This is a genomic window from Aliiglaciecola sp. 2_MG-2023, assembly GCF_030548145.1.
Taxonomy (GTDB): domain Bacteria; phylum Pseudomonadota; class Gammaproteobacteria; order Enterobacterales; family Alteromonadaceae; genus Aliiglaciecola; species Aliiglaciecola lipolytica_A.
Genome location: NZ_JAUORY010000010.1, coordinates 151,913 through 168,734, shown reverse-complemented (window position 1 = coordinate 168,734; position 16,822 = coordinate 151,913). Strand labels below are relative to the sequence as shown.

General features: G+C 40.5%; 15 protein-coding genes. 4 read left to right on the top strand and 11 right to left on the bottom strand.

Annotated elements, in window-relative coordinates:
* The first annotated feature begins 548 nt into the window (after positions 1-548).
* The gene (locus Q4567_RS12515; RefSeq protein ID WP_216046815.1) at positions 549-1,733 is read left to right on the top strand and encodes a histidinol-phosphate transaminase; all 1,185 of its coding nucleotides are present in this window, start codon (positions 549-551) and stop codon (positions 1,731-1,733) included.
* Positions 1,734-1,977: 244 nt separating this feature from the next.
* On the opposite strand, the gene Q4567_RS12510 is transcribed toward Q4567_RS12515, so the two are convergent.
* The 3 genes from Q4567_RS12510 to Q4567_RS12500 form a co-directional block, all read right to left on the bottom strand.
* Positions 1,978-3,153, bottom strand: coding sequence for a histidinol-phosphate transaminase (locus Q4567_RS12510; protein ID WP_216046816.1), 1,176 nt, complete (start codon positions 3,151-3,153; stop codon positions 1,978-1,980).
* Between the two features lie 29 nt (positions 3,154-3,182).
* Entirely contained in the window at positions 3,183-4,007 is an 825-nt protein-coding gene (locus tag Q4567_RS12505; protein WP_216046953.1) for a sulfite exporter TauE/SafE family protein, read from the bottom strand.
* Positions 4,008-4,135: 128 nt separating this feature from the next.
* Entirely contained in the window at positions 4,136-6,754 is a 2,619-nt protein-coding gene (locus tag Q4567_RS12500; RefSeq protein ID WP_303500566.1) for a TonB-dependent siderophore receptor, read from the bottom strand.
* A gap of 531 nt (positions 6,755-7,285) precedes the next feature.
* Here Q4567_RS12500 and Q4567_RS12495 point away from each other — a divergent pair.
* A complete protein-coding gene (locus tag Q4567_RS12495; RefSeq protein WP_303500565.1) occupies positions 7,286-8,287 on the top strand; it encodes a LysR family transcriptional regulator in 1,002 nt (333 codons plus the stop codon).
* Positions 8,288-8,304: 17 nt separating this feature from the next.
* Here Q4567_RS12495 and Q4567_RS12490 read toward each other — a convergent pair whose 3' ends face one another.
* The 4 genes from Q4567_RS12490 to Q4567_RS12475 form a co-directional block, all read right to left on the bottom strand.
* The gene (locus tag Q4567_RS12490; protein WP_216046819.1) at positions 8,305-8,691 is read right to left on the bottom strand and encodes a hypothetical protein; all 387 of its coding nucleotides are present in this window, start codon (positions 8,689-8,691) and stop codon (positions 8,305-8,307) included.
* A 262-nt stretch (positions 8,692-8,953) separates the two neighbouring features.
* The gene (locus Q4567_RS12485) at positions 8,954-9,193 is read right to left on the bottom strand and encodes a hypothetical protein (RefSeq protein ID WP_303500563.1); all 240 of its coding nucleotides are present in this window, start codon (positions 9,191-9,193) and stop codon (positions 8,954-8,956) included.
* A gap of 10 nt (positions 9,194-9,203) precedes the next feature.
* Entirely contained in the window at positions 9,204-9,659 is a 456-nt protein-coding gene (locus Q4567_RS12480) for a hypothetical protein (RefSeq protein ID WP_216046821.1), read from the bottom strand.
* Positions 9,660-9,666: 7 nt separating this feature from the next.
* Positions 9,667-9,984, bottom strand: a complete 318-nt coding sequence (locus tag Q4567_RS12475; RefSeq protein WP_216046822.1) for a DUF883 domain-containing protein — start codon at positions 9,982-9,984, stop codon at positions 9,667-9,669.
* 390 nt (positions 9,985-10,374) lie between these two features.
* Between Q4567_RS12475 and Q4567_RS12470 the strand changes: the two genes are divergently transcribed.
* Entirely contained in the window at positions 10,375-11,181 is an 807-nt protein-coding gene (locus Q4567_RS12470; protein WP_303500561.1) for an endonuclease/exonuclease/phosphatase family protein, read from the top strand.
* Between the two features lie 91 nt (positions 11,182-11,272).
* On the opposite strand, the gene Q4567_RS12465 is transcribed toward Q4567_RS12470, so the two are convergent.
* The 4 genes from Q4567_RS12465 to Q4567_RS12450 all read right to left on the bottom strand — a co-directional run bounded on the left by Q4567_RS12465 (position 11,273) and on the right by Q4567_RS12450 (position 14,062).
* Positions 11,273-11,431, bottom strand: a complete 159-nt coding sequence (locus Q4567_RS12465) for a YqaE/Pmp3 family membrane protein (protein WP_216046824.1) — start codon at positions 11,429-11,431, stop codon at positions 11,273-11,275.
* 85 nt (positions 11,432-11,516) lie between these two features.
* Positions 11,517-11,963, bottom strand: a complete 447-nt coding sequence (locus tag Q4567_RS12460; RefSeq protein ID WP_303500560.1) for a PA2169 family four-helix-bundle protein — start codon at positions 11,961-11,963, stop codon at positions 11,517-11,519.
* Positions 11,964-12,330: 367 nt separating this feature from the next.
* Positions 12,331-13,365, bottom strand: coding sequence for a recombinase RecA (recA, locus tag Q4567_RS12455; protein ID WP_216046826.1), 1,035 nt, complete (start codon positions 13,363-13,365; stop codon positions 12,331-12,333).
* Positions 13,366-13,576: 211 nt separating this feature from the next.
* The gene (locus tag Q4567_RS12450; protein WP_303500559.1) at positions 13,577-14,062 is read right to left on the bottom strand and encodes a CinA family protein; all 486 of its coding nucleotides are present in this window, start codon (positions 14,060-14,062) and stop codon (positions 13,577-13,579) included.
* Positions 14,063-14,227: 165 nt separating this feature from the next.
* Here Q4567_RS12450 and mutS point away from each other — a divergent pair, with 165 nt between their 5' ends.
* Positions 14,228-16,807: a DNA mismatch repair protein MutS gene (mutS, locus tag Q4567_RS12445; protein WP_303500557.1), complete on the top strand. Its 2,580-nt coding sequence runs from the start codon at positions 14,228-14,230 to the stop codon at positions 16,805-16,807.
* The last annotated feature ends 15 nt before the right edge of the window (positions 16,808-16,822 follow it).

Here is a 16,822-nt window from a genome sequence, read left to right as displayed (position 1 = left end):
TCAAGTTTTGAAACATCGTTTAGTGTGGCCGCAGGTCAAATCAATACCCTCAACAAATATAAACGCCGACGTCGACAAGCAAGTATTAGTTAGGTTGTTAAATTTAAAACCGGCTTAAGTAAACCTAAATTCATGTTATGAGAACCCACGATAGTAATGGGTTATTTCAACTTTCCGCTGTATCTACTTTTTAACTTGAAACTTAATCTCCACTTATATTTAACGCGATTGAACCTCCGAATAGTTGTATAACTCACATTGCTTGATTAAAAATATAGCTACAACTGTTTCTGAAACTAACATATGCCTGTCCAAGTTGTTTTTATGCCTGTCCAAGTTGTTCCATTTCTGAAACTAACATATGCCTGTCCAAGTTGTTATTTTGTAAAGAAGGAAACATTAAATTAACTTAATTTACAGCAAAAAAACATACCATTAAAAAGATAAAAAACCTCATCAATTTCATCGACTTAACCAACATTAACCATTGCAAAAAAGAACAGTAGGATTTAATCTAAAATCCCAGTAACTTTTAGACAGAGTGGCAAATGAAACAAGGTATAACAAACAATAATATAATTGATTCTTCACGCCGCAAATGGCTAAAATCCGTTGGATTAGGTACGGGAGCGGTAGCACTTTCTGCGTGTGTAGATTCAAGCGTAAAAGAACTAAATGCAGCAGGCATGAAAACGGATCACTTTCCATCCGCAACGCCTAATGTGAGTGATGGCCTAATTAGATTATCCTCAAATGAAAACGCATTTGGACCTTCAGCTAAAGCAGTGGAAGCCATGCAATCTGAGTTGTTCAATCTAGGCAGATACGCTGATGCGACAGTCGACGTCCTGAAAAAGAAGATTGCAGCCCAAGAGGGTGTATCCGAAGAACAGATCGTTGTTACCAATGGCTCATCCCCTATCCTATTTGGATACGCAGACTGGATCACCAAAAACGGGAACAAGTTAGTTACTTCCATGGCGACATATGAAGGTGTGCCTCGTGGCGCAGAGTTTATGGGCGCAGAGGTTACTTACGTGCCGTTAGACTCTGATATGAATTTCGATTTAGACGCAATTGAAGCAGCAGTCACTGATGACACCACAGCGGTTTATATCTGTAACCCAAATAACCCAACTGGGTGTGTCGTAGATTCTGTTAAGCTTACCGAATTCGCAAAACGTGTGTCACAAAAGGCTCAGGTTTTCATCGATGAAGCCTACATTGAAATGTCAGATGCATATCCAGCAAACGTTCAATCAAAGTTAGCAGCAGACGGATACAACGTGGTTATTTGTCGCACATTCTCAAAAATACATGCGATGGCCGGTCAACGTTTAGGTTACGCCATCATGCCTGCGGAACAAGCTAAAGTAATTGGCCGCATGTTAAGAATGGGCGGCGTGAACTATCTCGGACTTGTTGCCGGTATGGCGAGTATGGATGACCACGCAAATTTAAATACCATGCGAAAACGTGTTCAAACAGAACGCGCTAAGCTAACAGCTGCCGCACAAGAACTAGGACGTCCATATGCTAAAAATCCCCAAGGGAATTTCATCTATATGGATACAGGTATGCCCCATGATCAGTTTTCAGAAAAAATGAAGGCTGCCGGTATAAAAGTGGTTGGTAGAACATGGCCTGGTTATGACACTTGGTCTCGTATCAGTATCGGAACACCTGCAGAGACAGATGCTTGTGTTGACGCCTTGAAACTAGTTTTAGCATAATCAAAGTTTGAACACAGACACTCAACACCGTAAAACATTAAGAGTCTTAACTCATATTAATTCGGTGACGTTTCAAGCTCTAGCCCAACGAGTTTTCAGTCGGCTAGAGCAATGCTCATCTAACGCTAGCTATAATGTTTAGCCGCATTAACACATTAAAAAACCCCATTATTGGTGTTATCCAAATAATGGGGTTACTTTAAACCCGCAACTTTTTGATTAACTGAAAACAGTTTATCTGAGATTAAGATTTCATCATTTTATACATTTCATCTAATGCTTTAGGCATAGCATCAGCATACATTTGTACGTCTTTGATAATGCCAGTGCTGACTCGCGACCAAGGCTTATAGGTACGGTATTGACCTCGAATTAACACGTTCTGTTTTTCCATCGCTTTGCGAAATGCATTCGCATCGCCATTTTCACCCAAGTTAACAAATACGAAGTTTGTACTTGAGGGTAAAGCTGTTAGACCATTGGCTTTTACCGCTGACTGGATAATACCTTTAGCTTCCATCACTTTATCTCTGGAAAATGTTTTGAAGCCTTCATCATGATAACTGGCAATGGCTGCGGCTAAACCAGCCTGATTGATAGAGTAGCCACCCAATCCATATCTATTGATAAATTCAATGTTCTCTTCTGAGCCTAACATGTAACCAACGCGCATACCTGCAAGTCCGTAAATTTTAGAAAAAGTACGGGCGACAATAATATTGTGGCCTTGGTTAATAAGTGGAATCATCGAATGTTTAGGACCATCTTCAATGAGTTCATTATAGGCTTCATCAACTAACACCAAGGTTTTCTTAGATGCTTTAATACAAAACTCTTTGAGTTTCATAGGATCAAGAATTCGCCCAGTGGGGTTATTGGGATTACATACATGTACCATAGCGACGTTATCATCGATAGCATCGTAAAGGGCATCTAGGTCAATCTCCAAGTCAGCTGTATTTGCAACGCGACGAATATCAGGACCACCTTGGCTGATTGGCGCTTTAGAGGTTGTGTCCCAAAATAAATCTGGCCCCAAAATAACCCCTTTTGTGGTTGCTGCCAAAGCGGCGAAGGCCAGAATCAAGGATGACCCAGCAGTAATCGAAATATTACCTGGTTTCAAATTGTAATTTTCGGCAATCATGTCACGTAAATACATGCCGGCATTGTAGGCGTAATATGCCCCCCCTTGACTACTCGCTTGAGAAATAGCTTTCAGAGCTTCAGGGCTAGGGCCATAGGGATTTTCGTTAGCATTCAACTTGGCAATACCAGCGGCAGGTCCGTAACTCACTTTTGGTGCAGGACTTGTGGCAGCAGATGCCAAACCAGCAGGCACAATTAAACCAGAAGCTCCGGCGGCAGAAGCAGCAATACTGCCTCCTAAAAATAAGCGTCTAGATGGATTATAAGTCATTATTGTTTTCCTTTTTTCTTAATACGTGTCTACGACAAAACTTTGATAAACATGGCTGTTGATACAATCACTAAATAAATACCAAACAGACGTTTAAGCTTTTTCTCACTAAAACTATGGGCCATTGAAGCGCCAAATGGTGCGGTTAGAATAGAACCGACACTGATGGCAATAAGCGCAGGTAAATTGATATAACCTACGGTTCCAATTGGCATACTTTCAGGGCTTGTGTTTTCCATAAATAAAAATCCGATGGCCCCAGGTAACCCAATTAAACATCCCACACCTGCAGCGGTCGCCACTGCTTGTTGAATAGTGCGTTTACACATCACCATAGTGATAACAGTAGGTGTTCCACCACCAATTCCTAAAAGCGCTGAAAATCCTCCCAACACGAATGCCAGAGTGGCTTTGCCAATACCTGAAGGCATGGAAAACGAAACACCTGGACGAACTACAAAATCAGGGAACAGAAAATAAATTGAATACAACAAAACACCCGCAGCGAAAACGATGGTTAATCCAACGCTGCTTGTGTGGTTAGCAATAGCTAAACCTCCTAGCACACCCAATACAATCCATATTGACCATGACTTAAGCACTTCAAAATCAACGGCGCCTCTTCGACGGTGTGCCATCACTGAACGAGCGCTAGAGACAACAATAGAAGCTAACGACGTACCGATAGCGACCTTGACCAATTCTTCAGAATTGGGTGTAAAAAACGGAAAAACCGCCAATAGAGCGGGCACCACAACAAAACCACCACCGTTTCCAAATAAACCGGCGGTAATACCAGCAACAGCGCCGGCACAACATAACGTTAGAACGAACCAGAGTAACTCTATCTCCATCACAACATCGCTCCACTAAAAATTGTTATCAAAATATGTACTCAACTCAATAAAAAATAAACCCGTAAAACAAGCAGGGGGCTTTCGCCCCTTCTGCCATTTCTGTTATGTTCTAAACGTTTTACGTTTTAGAAATTAGCAATAAACTTGGCGTAGTAGTAACCTCCCTGCCAATCAACCACTGAATCTGAGCGATAAACGCGTCCACAACACGAATCTCCCATTGTTGCAACATCAGGATAGTTGTCGAAAATGTTACGAACCCCCAAGGAAACCGTATACATATCATTGATATGATAGGTACCTTCCAGATCAACCATTAACTCTGAACCAAAAGTCTGGATTTCAGTATCATCAGAGCTATCGTTAGCATTTTCATATTCACCGTAATAACTGAAACGCGTGGTTAAACTCCAATCCTCGTAACTATGATTAATCGAGAACACTCCGCGCATTTCGGGTACACCATTCTCAAAATCGAACTGATCTTCAGCGTTTAAGTAATCACTTGGATCTGAATCAAACTCCTGAGAGTTATAATTAATCGAAGCGGTAAACATAGTTTCGCCGAAATCAGATTTCAAAGCGTAGGTACCAACTACGTCTAGACCTTCGGTTATTGTATCGAAGGCATTCTGGAAGAAGAAAACGCCACCAATGGATTCAGCACCCACCACGCCGGCTTCAGCCAGATTTAAATAGTTAGTATAATCATCACCAGTTGACGGATCGGTAGACACATCCATGGTAGAAACAGCATACACTCTGTCTTCCAATAATATATGGTAGTAGTCAACAGTTAAGCTGAAATCACCAATTGCTGCGGTCAAACCCAATGTAAAGTTAGTCGATAACTCGGGACGAAGCTCTTCAGCACCAAGTGCTTGGGCAACCGAACCACCTGCTGGAAACAAACCTGTCGCAACCGGAAACCCATTGGGTAAGCGTGTAGACACATTGGTTGTACCTTGCTGACCTGGAGTTGGTGCTCTGAAACCAGTTCCGTATGAACTACGAACTGCAAACTCGTCGGTAAATTGGTAAATAGCAGCGACTTTATAAACTAGCTCGGAATCAAAATCAGAATAATCTTCATAACGTAGTGCAGCTTGTGCAAATAGTTTGTCAGTTAGATCACCTGAAATATCCACATAAGCAGCATAAGAATCACGAGAGTATTTGCCTGAGAACTCAGGGGAGTAACCTGGGAAACCATTAGAACCTACACCAACAACACGGTAAACCGGATCTAATCCTTCAATACCGTCGTCTTCAAAACCGTCACCATCTACATCATTGGTCGTATAGTTAGCACAATCTAATGTCGAACCATTGTCAATAACAGCTTCACCAGCTTCAGTTGGTACATAATCATCTGTACAGAAATCCCATGGATCTGCGGAGGCGTAAGGACCCGCAAAATAGGAGTCTTCTTCTCCACCGGAGATTTCATATGACTCATCCATATAACTCAAACCAAAAGCAAGAACGTATTCAGCCAGGTCATAGGTAAAGTCAGCTTGAATTTGCGTCTCTTCATTACTTAAATCACCCGGTTTAAATGACGTAGGTGATAAGTTACCCATTGATGGGTTAATAGTATTGCTTAACGTATACGAAATTTCATTGTAACCATAGCGGGCACTTATATCGTAAGTAAAAGCATCGTTCACACCTTTAATACCACCAAGCAGTGAGTAGTCAGTTACGTCTCCGAAGAAACGTGGTGTGAATCCACCAGGAAATATTTCGATTGGGCTCCATATTGAACCATCTTCTAAACGAAGATCTTCAATGGTGCCATTACCTGGATAACGATAAAAGAATGCACCGTCTCCCTCACTTTCGGAATAATTTCCGAATCCGTAGAGTTCAACGTCATCTGAAAGTGAATAACCTGTGTTAACAAATATACGAGTGCCACTTGAATTAGGCTGTCCCCAAGGTTGAACTTGAGATGAACCATGGACTGTTTGACCTTGCAATTCTGCAGCGGCAATATACTCGGCAGATTGATCGTCTACACAGAACCAAGATTCGCAATATTGTGTTCCTCTAAACGTAGCTTCTGAATCGGAGTACTCAGCAGAGATACTTAGAAAACCGTCATCACCAAGAGCAAAACCTTTGTTACCAGCGATAACTAATTGATCGCCATCACCTTCAAAATATTGTCCTATTTCGGCTGAAAACATCCCACCTTCGGTGTTATTTTTTAGCTGAAAATTGATTACACCAGCGATGGCGTCAGAACCGTATTGCGCAGCAGCACCATCACGGAGTACCTCTACACTGGCAATGGCAGCAGTTGGAATAGTAGCCAAATCCGGCCCTTGCGTACCTGAACCACCAATAGAGACTAAAGAAGCACGGTGGCGTCGTTTAGAATTCACCAGTACTAAGGTTTTGTCGGTAGGCAAACCACGCAATTGAGCTGGGCGGATAAAGGTTCCACCATCTGAAATAGGTTGGCGAGAGACCGAATAGGATGGCACTAAGGTTTTTAGTACATCATTCATATCCGAAAATGCTACTGCATTTAAGTCATCTGCACTTAATACATCCACGGGTACTGGAGAACTAGTCACAGTTCTTGGCGCTCCTCGAGCACCTACTATCGCAATTTTCTCAAGATTATCGTCTTCTGCTGCGGCTTCTTGCGCAAATGCTAAAGGTGCACTCAGCAGAGAAATAGCGCAACCAGATAAACCAGCTAATATGGCAGTATTGATTTTGGTTAATTTCATTGAGTGTTCCCTTATTATTATGTGTTCTCAGTATTACGTCCGTGACTTGTTGTCCGTGTTCTTATGTTTTTATTTTTGTTTTGATAAAAAATACCTAAACTTGTTATTACCTAAGGGTTTGCCCTTAAAGTGATCAACTAAGCACCAACTGCAGGCAAGAGAGTATTTTGTTTATCCTGTTAGCCGTATCAACTAACCCACAAGAGACTAAGAAAAGCACTGGCGACGCGGAAGAAAAAAGATTATTGAGGGTTATAGGGAAAATATTGAGCCTCTACATTTACATATAAGTATCAATAAGATACGAATTCATTTGTGCGTAAAAAAATATTCCCAAAAGTTCAAAAAAACATATTATTTACAATTTCAAGCTTTAATAATTATAAGAATGGTATAAAAAATGCTTAATTTACAAGCAATTACAGTAGATAGTGCAAAAGATGAGTTTCGAAATGGAATGTAACTAAATTAGTGCAATGGAGAATAAGAAATTCAATCAATTGAGTAACAGTGTTAGGAGCAATGTGCTGAATGAATACTAAACAGTTGGAGTATTTTTTAATAACCGTGCAAAAAGGTAGTATTGCCGCAGCAGCCAGAGAATTAGACATTGCTCAACCAGCTATCAGTCAGCAATTAGCAAACTTGGAAAGAGAAATGGGCGCCGCTTTGCTTGAACGCAGCTTTCGAGGAGTAACCCTAACGCAAGCCGGGCAAATATTTGTTAATCATGCTCAAACCATCACAAAAACAATCAATGACGCCAAAATTGAACTACAACAGTTAATAAGTAATCGCTCAGGTACAGTTCGGGTGGGCATGCTACCCTCTATCGGTAACGTGTTGTCCATGCCGCTGATCGCTGAAATTAATCGTTTCCATCCGCATATAAAATTAGAAATCAGCACGGGGCCCTCATACGCTGTAAAAGAATGGCTCAAAACCAATCAACTCGATATTGCTTTAACCTATGAGCAAGAAATTGATCAGAATTTCATGACCACCTTTCCTCTTATTGAAGAATATATGTATCTTGTTGTGGGCAGTAATGACAGTGCTGCCAATTATCAACAATTGCTTAACCGAGATACAGTGAATTTTTGGGAGTTGAGCCAATTTGAACTATTAACCCCTGGTTTAAAAGACGCACTGGGACAATTAATAAACACTTATGAACTCACCACAGGCGTTGCCTTAAAACATAATAAAGCCTATTCAGGGCAACTGATGACAGGTTTAAGGCAAGTAATTCAAGGTGAAGGTTTAATGATTTTACCTTCCTCAGCAATGTACCATTTAGAAGAAAGCAAGGTAGTCAAAACGTTAAAAATTGAACAACCGGAGATGACGCGTCTGGTACTAGCAACTACCAATAAGGGTATGCGTATCTCTGATGCCTCGATACAAATGTTGAATGTGATTAAAGCCGTAACAGCAAGCGAACAATCCTTAGCTCATTGGCGAGGTCGATTAGCAATGGCATCTGCAACGCCCGTAAATAGTCTATCAACGCTAAGCGCCGCCGCTATCTAACCTGGTAACCTTTTTACCTATATTTTGGCTGATGCAGCTTCTGATTGCGGTGTGAACGATCCAGAGCTAAGTAAAGCTGAACCAGTTGAAGAAGTTTGAATATTACCTTCTCTTAAATCTAATAATCGTAGGCCTCTTTGCGCATGATCCAAAGCCTGGGCTTGCCAATTTGATTGATGAAAGCGTTTTGAAGAGTAATAATAATATTCAGCACGCTGGAGACGCAGTCGACTATTGCGGTCTTGTTTCGTTTTATCCACCCTCTGTAACCTTTGCTCAAAATTTTTCAATAAATGAATCACAGGATCAGGTTTAGTTTCAGGTACAGGTTCGGTTTGCCCAATCACCATTGCCGAACTTAAAATTGCCACAATAATTACCGAAAATAACGTTAACTTTTTCATTGCGATATCCTATTCTCTGCACTTTTAACTTATAGACTGTTTTGCAGTTTTGATACCAAAATGAAAGGACAATTAATAGATCTCATAAAACAGATATTATCAATATAAACAATAACTTAAGTCAATTAAAACAGATTTAAACAACACCTGATAAAATTGCGTTCGCGTAGATAAGAAAAAATTGCTTATTGGCTTGTAATTTATACTTAGATTTTAAATGCGGGGGTTGACGAGCTAAATTAATAGTAAAAAAAGCGAAAGGCTAAATAGCTCGTAACAATAGACTGATTATAGTTCTAGTGGAGTTTGAGTCTGAACTGGATTGCAATTCATAAATAGAACCAGCCACAAAAGATGCCAACAGACCTCGAGGTGAGCTAATCCAATGTTTAGATTGATCCTGTGCCTTATCTAAAGCGTGACGTTTGATGTCTTTCGACACTTTATACAGCTCAGCTTTGTTTTCAACGATGGCTTTTTGATTAGCTAATAAATCTAACATGTTAATCGCCTTATTTTTCTCGTCTTAGTGGATAGTTTTGCGCGGATGAATTTTCACTTCTAGGCTCAAATAAAGTCTTGATCGTGGTTGATAAACCAATTGAACGAATCGCATTTTTGAAAATTCGATGTATGACCCAGAACATTAATACATTGATGACAATTAACGACAAGGCAACTATCAGCCAATGCACGCCAAAGGCATGTGCTCCATATCCAAGTGTCAGTAGCAGTGTCGTCCAAATGATTAAACTGATCCCCACCAGCAACAAAACACAAACTGCGCTAAGCAATAGTGCTTTACCTGATAGCGTTAACTCCTGAACAGCCAACGACTTGGCTTTGCTAATTTGCTCTTTTTGCGCATCCCATACTCTAGACCAATAGGCCTGCAGGTCCGAAAAATCTACAGCGTCATCTTTAGGCGCTGTAGACTCTTCATTATGGTGAGCGTTACCATCAACCATCGTCAGTTTACTTTCTTTTCAAAAATGCAGTGAGAGCCATACCTGCGGCAAATGCAATACCGGCGGTGGCAAGTGGATTTTCTTTAGTGAATTTGCCCACTGCAGATGAATTCCAGTAATCCTGCGCTTGTTGCTGTTTTTCCGATAGAGTTTCAGCTGAGGCGCTTGCTGAGTGTCTCACTTTTTCTTCAGTTTTAGCAGCTTGTTTTGCTAAGGAATCAACTGAATGATGAAGCGCATCAGTCATTTTATCTGCGATTGGAGTCTCCGACTTAGCAGTTGTTTCGTTAGCCATCTTTGCTGCCGATTGCGTTTGGTTCGTCATCTTGTTCTCCTTTTAAAGTTAGAATGCTATCGCCCCATAAATGGCGTATAGTACTTTTAAAATTGCAACGACTATGCCATCGAGAATTAAAGAACTAAGTCATTAAAAAACAGATAGTTAGAATAAGCATCTAACATGCTCTATTGAAAAATAGGGTTAACCTTGTAAATAGTTCTGATATCCTTTGCAACAATTACATCCATCTTTGAGAGCACTATCTTGGAAATAGGTCTTATCTGTTCAAGCTGCTTTTTAGTAGCGATAACCTTGCTACCCTTGTTGCCGAGTAATCATTGGTTATGTCGCAGCTGGGAATTTCCTAGGGTTCAGATCGTTTGCTTGATAATCATCAACGTACTAATGGTTTTATACTTAACCGAAGACTACCTAATGTACACTCTGCTGATAGTTAATTTAGCGAGCTTAATTTATCAGTCAATTTGGATTCTGCCTTACACATTTTTATATCCAAAAGAAGTGGAGCACGCTGATAGCTCATCAACTGAATCCAAGGTATCTATTAAAGTCATTACTGCAAACGTTTTAATGCCCAACAGATCGGCACAAAAACTAATTGATTTAATCCGTCAATACGAGCCAGATATTGTTGTTACGTTAGAGACCAACAAATGGTGGCAAGACGCAATGGAACCCATTCATGCCGACTTTCCCTTCAGAGTAAATAAACCATTAGATAACCTCTACGGAATGCACGTTTACAGCAAACACGAAATATCGGATTTAGAGGTACTGGAATTAATTGAAAAAGATATTCCCTCTGTTCATTGCCATATTAAATTTACCGAAAGCGTCAAAGTTAAATTCCATTTTTTACATCCAGCGCCGCCTTCACCTACTGAAAATGACACGGCAAAACCCAGAGATAAAGAGCTCATTTTAATAGCCAATAAAGTCGAGCCGTCCAAACAACCAATAATAGTCACCGGAGATCTAAATGACGTAGCTTGGTCACCTACCACAAGAGCTTTTCGGAAACTAAGTGGATTAAAAGATCCAAGGATTGGTCGCGGCTTCTTTAACACTTTTCATGCAGATTACCCGATAATCAGATGGCCATTAGATCACCTCTTTCATTCTCAACATTTTATGTTGGCTGACATTAAAAGGCTGCCATCGATTGATTCTGATCATTTCCCTCTCTTTACAGAGTTAGTGATAAAAGATAAATGGGATTAACACATTGGGGGAATTCTGGGAGAGGAATAGGAGCAGTCCGCTAGCAAGATTATATTTTGCAACACGGACTTAACTCTATTGCAGATTCAATCTATCGTTTAGCGATAATCCAAACAGCGTGAATTATGCCTGGCAAATAGCCGAGGATTGTAAGCAATATATTTAAGAAAAATGCGCCACTAAAGCCCACCTGTAAAAACACCCCAACTGGGGGTAAAAGAATAGCCAATATTAGCCTAATGATATCCATAATTTACCTCTTGATTCATTTGTTGTTAGTTGATAATAATATTAGAAGCCGCTCAATGAGCGGCTAGCTATCATTAAGTTATCGGTTAAGCAGTGAGTTCCTGCAGGGCTTTCATCTCGTCATGACAAGCTTGCATAGTGCCTCGAATTTCTCTAAGGGCTAACGTACATGTATCAGGCTGCTTTTCTGCAAGTGCCTCGTCGATTACTTCGAGTGTCTTGTCCTCAACCTCTTCAAGTTGACTAATATAGGTATGCTCTTTATCAAAAGATAAAAAACCTACCAATTTTGTGTACATGTTGCGTACATTGACGGCGATGGACTCACCAGTTTCTTTGTCACCTTGCTCTGCAATCGCAAAAGGCTGAAGTGCTTCGATTGCTGCTTTTTTCTCAAACATCATTCTCGCAAACACTTGCTTTACAGACTCATGGGTTGCTTTATCAATACTTTCTTCATAAAAATCTGCGCCTGCTTTTAGCACTTCAATCACGTCTGCTACTTTGTTCACTTGTTTTACTTCATTACTCATAAAAATCTCCTATTAATGACTTAAAGAAATAACCAAAGTTAATCATTGGTTGTTGAGTTACGCACTAAGGTAAATGCAGAAACCACACCATTTCTTAAAAACAGTTAGTAGAAGTTAAAACAGCACCATAAAAAATCGATTTTATTAATAAATATCAAATAGATATAAAAATAATAAAAAACAAAATGATTGAGACAAGAAGCCAGAAATATAAAAATTAAGTAGGCTTTATTTTACTAATGTAAAAAATTTACTCGAAAATTGGAAAGATTACATTGTTGGGATATTGAAAGGGAGGAAAATTAAAAAACCCCGCTAAATAAATTAGCGGGGAACTCACGCTTAGGGGATGTGTATAAGGTTAGGGTTACAACACATCCTCAGAAGCTACAGGATCTTCTGGTTTGACTGTTTTAGACAGCAACAACTCTGCTCTCAGACGCTTCTCGATATCGTCAGCCATATCAGTATGCTCTTTCAAATACTTAACCACGTTGGCTTTTCCTTGACCGATACGCTCGCCATTGTAGCTATACCAAGCTCCAGCCTTCTCAACAAACTTTTGCTTAACACCCAAATCAATAAGTTCGGCTTCTTTACAAATACCTTGGCCATATAGAATTTGGAATTCAGCCTGTTTAAATGGAGGTGCGACTTTGTTTTTAACAACTTTCACACGGGTTTCATTACCAACCACTTCATCACCGTCTTTAATCGCACCGATACGTCTAATATCTAGTCTTACAGAGGCATAGAACTTAAGTGCATTACCACCAGTTGTGGTTTCGGGCGAACCAAACATAACGCCAATTTTCATACGAATTTGGTTAATGAAGATTACCAAAGTATTTGAACGTTTAATGTTACCCGTTAATTTACGTAGCGCTTGTGACATCAGACGTGCTTGTAAACCAACATGAGAATCACCCATATCACCTTCGATCTCAGCTTTAGGCGTTAACGCAGCCACTGAGTCAACGACTACAACATCTACTGCGCCAGAACGAACTAACATATCGCAGATTTCCAATGCTTGTTCACCGGTATCTGGCTGCGAAACCAAAAGATCATCGATGTTTACCCCTAACTTTCCTGCATAGACAGGATCCAAGGCATGCTCTGCATCAACAAACGCACAGGTTTTACCCATTTTTTGCGCTTCAGCAATAGCTTGCAAAGTTAGCGTTGTTTTACCTGATGATTCAGGACCATATATCTCAACGACTCGTCCACAAGGAAGACCGCCTATTCCCAACGCGATATCAATCGTCAAAGAACCTGTTGAAATAGCTTCAATATCTAAAGCTTGGTTGTCTCCGAGGCGCATAATTGCACCTTTACCAAATTGTTTTTCAATCTGCCCTAGAGCAGCTGATAATGCGCGAGATTTATTATCGTCCATCGGAATGTCCTTCGAAAATAGCGTGATAAATTAAACAAGGGTTCAACGAACTTACTTATTAGTAACTTGACGTTAAGTTTATGCCCAGAAGTATACTGTATGATTATACAGTTACAAGTACAGTTTTACTTTTTTTACGAATTTCTGCTTTTGAAAGTTAAAAATACTATCCAAAGTTATTCAGCGTAACTATCTAAATACATGTTTAGACTTAGCTAATTCGTTGGCTAGTCTGTTGCAATGCAAATTCAATGGCCTGAAGTCTTACTTGATGCCGATCCCCAGAAAAAATCTGCTTTTCAGTAGAAATATCACCGTTGATAAAAAAACCAAACCAAACTAAACCAACGGGTTTATCTTCAGTTCCCCCATCCGGTCCTGCAATTCCACTAATAGAAACCCCAATTTCTGCTTGCGATTTTAGTGCGCATCCAGAGGCCATCTGCTCAACCGTTTGTAGAGACACTGCGCCAAATGACATCAAGATTTCTTGTCTCACTCCTAATAAAGATTGTTTAGCGTCATTAGAATAGGTAACAAAAGACTGTTTAAACCACTCAGAGCTTCCCGCAACACTGGTGATTGCAAAGGCGACACCGCCCCCTGTACAAGACTCTGCGCTACTAATCGTCCAACCTTTGCTTTTTAGCTGTTGTCCAAGTTGTTGGGAAACCCGCTCTATAGATTCGGTTAACATAATGCAAATATGCTCCATTTCAATGTTTATCTGGCAGATTGTACTAACAACTGCTAGAAAAAAAACCCATACTTCTTATAATGCCCAATTGTTTTTAATTGCCTTAATTCGATTAAGTTATTTATTCCGAACATAACCTCAACCTGCAAAGAGATCGCAACCTCAATGAGTAATAGCGTTAAACAGTCTGATCTAGATAGTCACACCCCTATGATGCGTCAATATTTAACAATAAAGGCGGAGCATCCAGACATTCTTTTGTTTTATCGAATGGGGGATTTTTATGAGCTGTTTTTTGACGACGCTAAAAAAGCATCCGAGTTATTGGATATTTCTCTTACTGCCAGAGGCAAATCTGGTGGTAATGCTATTCCTATGGCTGGCGTGCCTTATCATGCAGTTGAAAATTACCTAGCCCGTTTAGTAAAAATGGGACAGTCAGTGGCCATTGTTGAACAAGTTGGAGATCCGGCGACCAGCAAAGGCCCAGTGGAAAGACAAGTACAGCGTATTGTGACCCCTGGAACCGTGACTGATGAAGCCTTGTTAGAAGATAAACAAGACAATTTACTAGCCGCCGTTTTTGCCCGTAAAGAGGTGTTTGGTGTGGCTATTCTAGATATAACAAGTGGCCGTTTTAGTATTTCTGAATTGTCTGGAGAAGAAGCGCTTTTAGCCGAATTACAGCGCTGTAACCCGGCAGAATTACTTTACCCTGAAGGGTTTAGTCACCTGCACTTAATAGACAACCGAGTTGGACTGCGTCGCCGTCCAGTTTGGGAATTTGATTTTCAAACCGCCAGCAATCAACTGAATCAGCAATTTGGTACCACTGAACTAAATGGCTTTGGAATTCAAGACGCAAAAATTGCCATATGCGCTGCAGGTTGTATTGTTCAATATGTTAAAGACACCCAACGCTCAGCTTTACCACACATACGCAATATTCAGTTGCAAAACAATGACGATACCGTGCTCATGGATGCAGCCACAACGCGCAATCTAGAATTAACCTTGAATTTATCTGGCGGCGTTGAGCATACTTTAGCAAGCATCTTAGATTTTACTGTCACGCCAATGGGCAGTCGCTTGTTAAAACGCTGGATTCAAACCCCGATTCGCGACTTGCAGGTAATAAATAGCCGTCAACAACAAATACAAGCCTTACACCAAAGCGAATACGAAGACTTACGCGACATGCTGAAGTCGGTTGGCGATATGGAACGCTGCTTAGCAAGGTTGGCGTTACGTTCAGCGCGACCAAGAGATTTCTCTCGGTTGAGCAACGCATTTGACATGCTGCCAGAAATTCAAAACAAGTTAGCCGATTTAGGTTCAAATTTTCAGACGTTGAGTACAAATATCAACAACTTCCCTGAATTTAGTGACTTATTGAATAAAGCCATTATTGTTAACCCTCCGGTATTAATCCGTGATGGAGGTGTAATCGCTCCTGGTTACAATGAAGAGTTAGATGATTTACGAAACTTAGCAAAAGGTGCAACAGACTACCTTGAGCAATTGGAAATCAGAGAAAAAGAACGCACCGGCATTCACTCGCTAAAAGTCAATTATAACAAGGTTCATGGATACTATATTGAAGTCAGTCGCAGTTACGCGGATCAAGTACCTGCAGATTATGTGCGCCGCCAAACCCTCAAGAATAATGAGCGTTATATCATTCCTGAGCTCAAGGAACACGAAGATAAAGTCCTTACCAGTCAAGGACGCGCATTAGCCTTAGAAAAACAATTGTATGAACAGTTGTTTGATTTATTGCTACCGCAACTCAATGAACTCATGGCATGCGCTATGGGATTAGCTGAACTCGACGTAATTTGTAATTTAGCACAAAGAGCTGATGCCTTAGACTTACATTGTCCTGAAATGAGTGAAGAGACGGGAATATTTTACGAACAAGGTCGCCACCCTGTAGTAGAAAATGTTATGAAAACCCCTTTTATCGCCAACCCGTTAGCCATGACACCAACAAGACGGATGTTAATTATTACGGGGCCTAATATGGGTGGTAAATCAACCTATATGAGGCAAACAGCTTTAATAGTGCTTATGGCTTATATAGGCTCATTTGTACCGGCACAGCAAGCAGTAATCGGCCCGATAGATAGAATTTTCACCCGTATTGGTGCTTCAGATGATCTCGCTTCCGGCCGTTCGACCTTCATGGTTGAGATGACCGAAACCGCTAATATTTTAAACAATGCAACGGCTAACAGTTTAGTGTTGATGGACGAAATTGGTCGCGGTACCAGCACTTATGATGGCCTGTCGTTAGCTTGGGCATGCGCCGAATACCTCGCCTCACAAATTAACGCCTACACACTTTTTGCCACCCATTACTTTGAGTTAACAAAATTAGCTGCAGAACTCGATTCCCTGGCCAATGTGCATCTTGATGCTGTTGAACACAACGACGAAATTCGTTTTATGCATGCAGTACAAGAAGGACCTGCCAACCGCAGTTACGGTTTGCAAGTAGCGCAATTAGCAGGTGTGCCCAAAAGTGTTATTCGCTCAGCCAAAGCGAAACTCGCAATTTTGGAGAAACAACCAAATATAGAAGTTGATGAACTAACAGTAAGTAATCACTCACAGCAATTAGACTTATTGGATTCTGTAGATGAGTTACGGATTAAATTAAAGCAAATTGACCCCGATGAATTGACGCCTAAAGAAGCATTGGCACTACTTTATTCATTGAAAGAAATCAGTAACCAATCCTAAGTATTTGATAGTTAT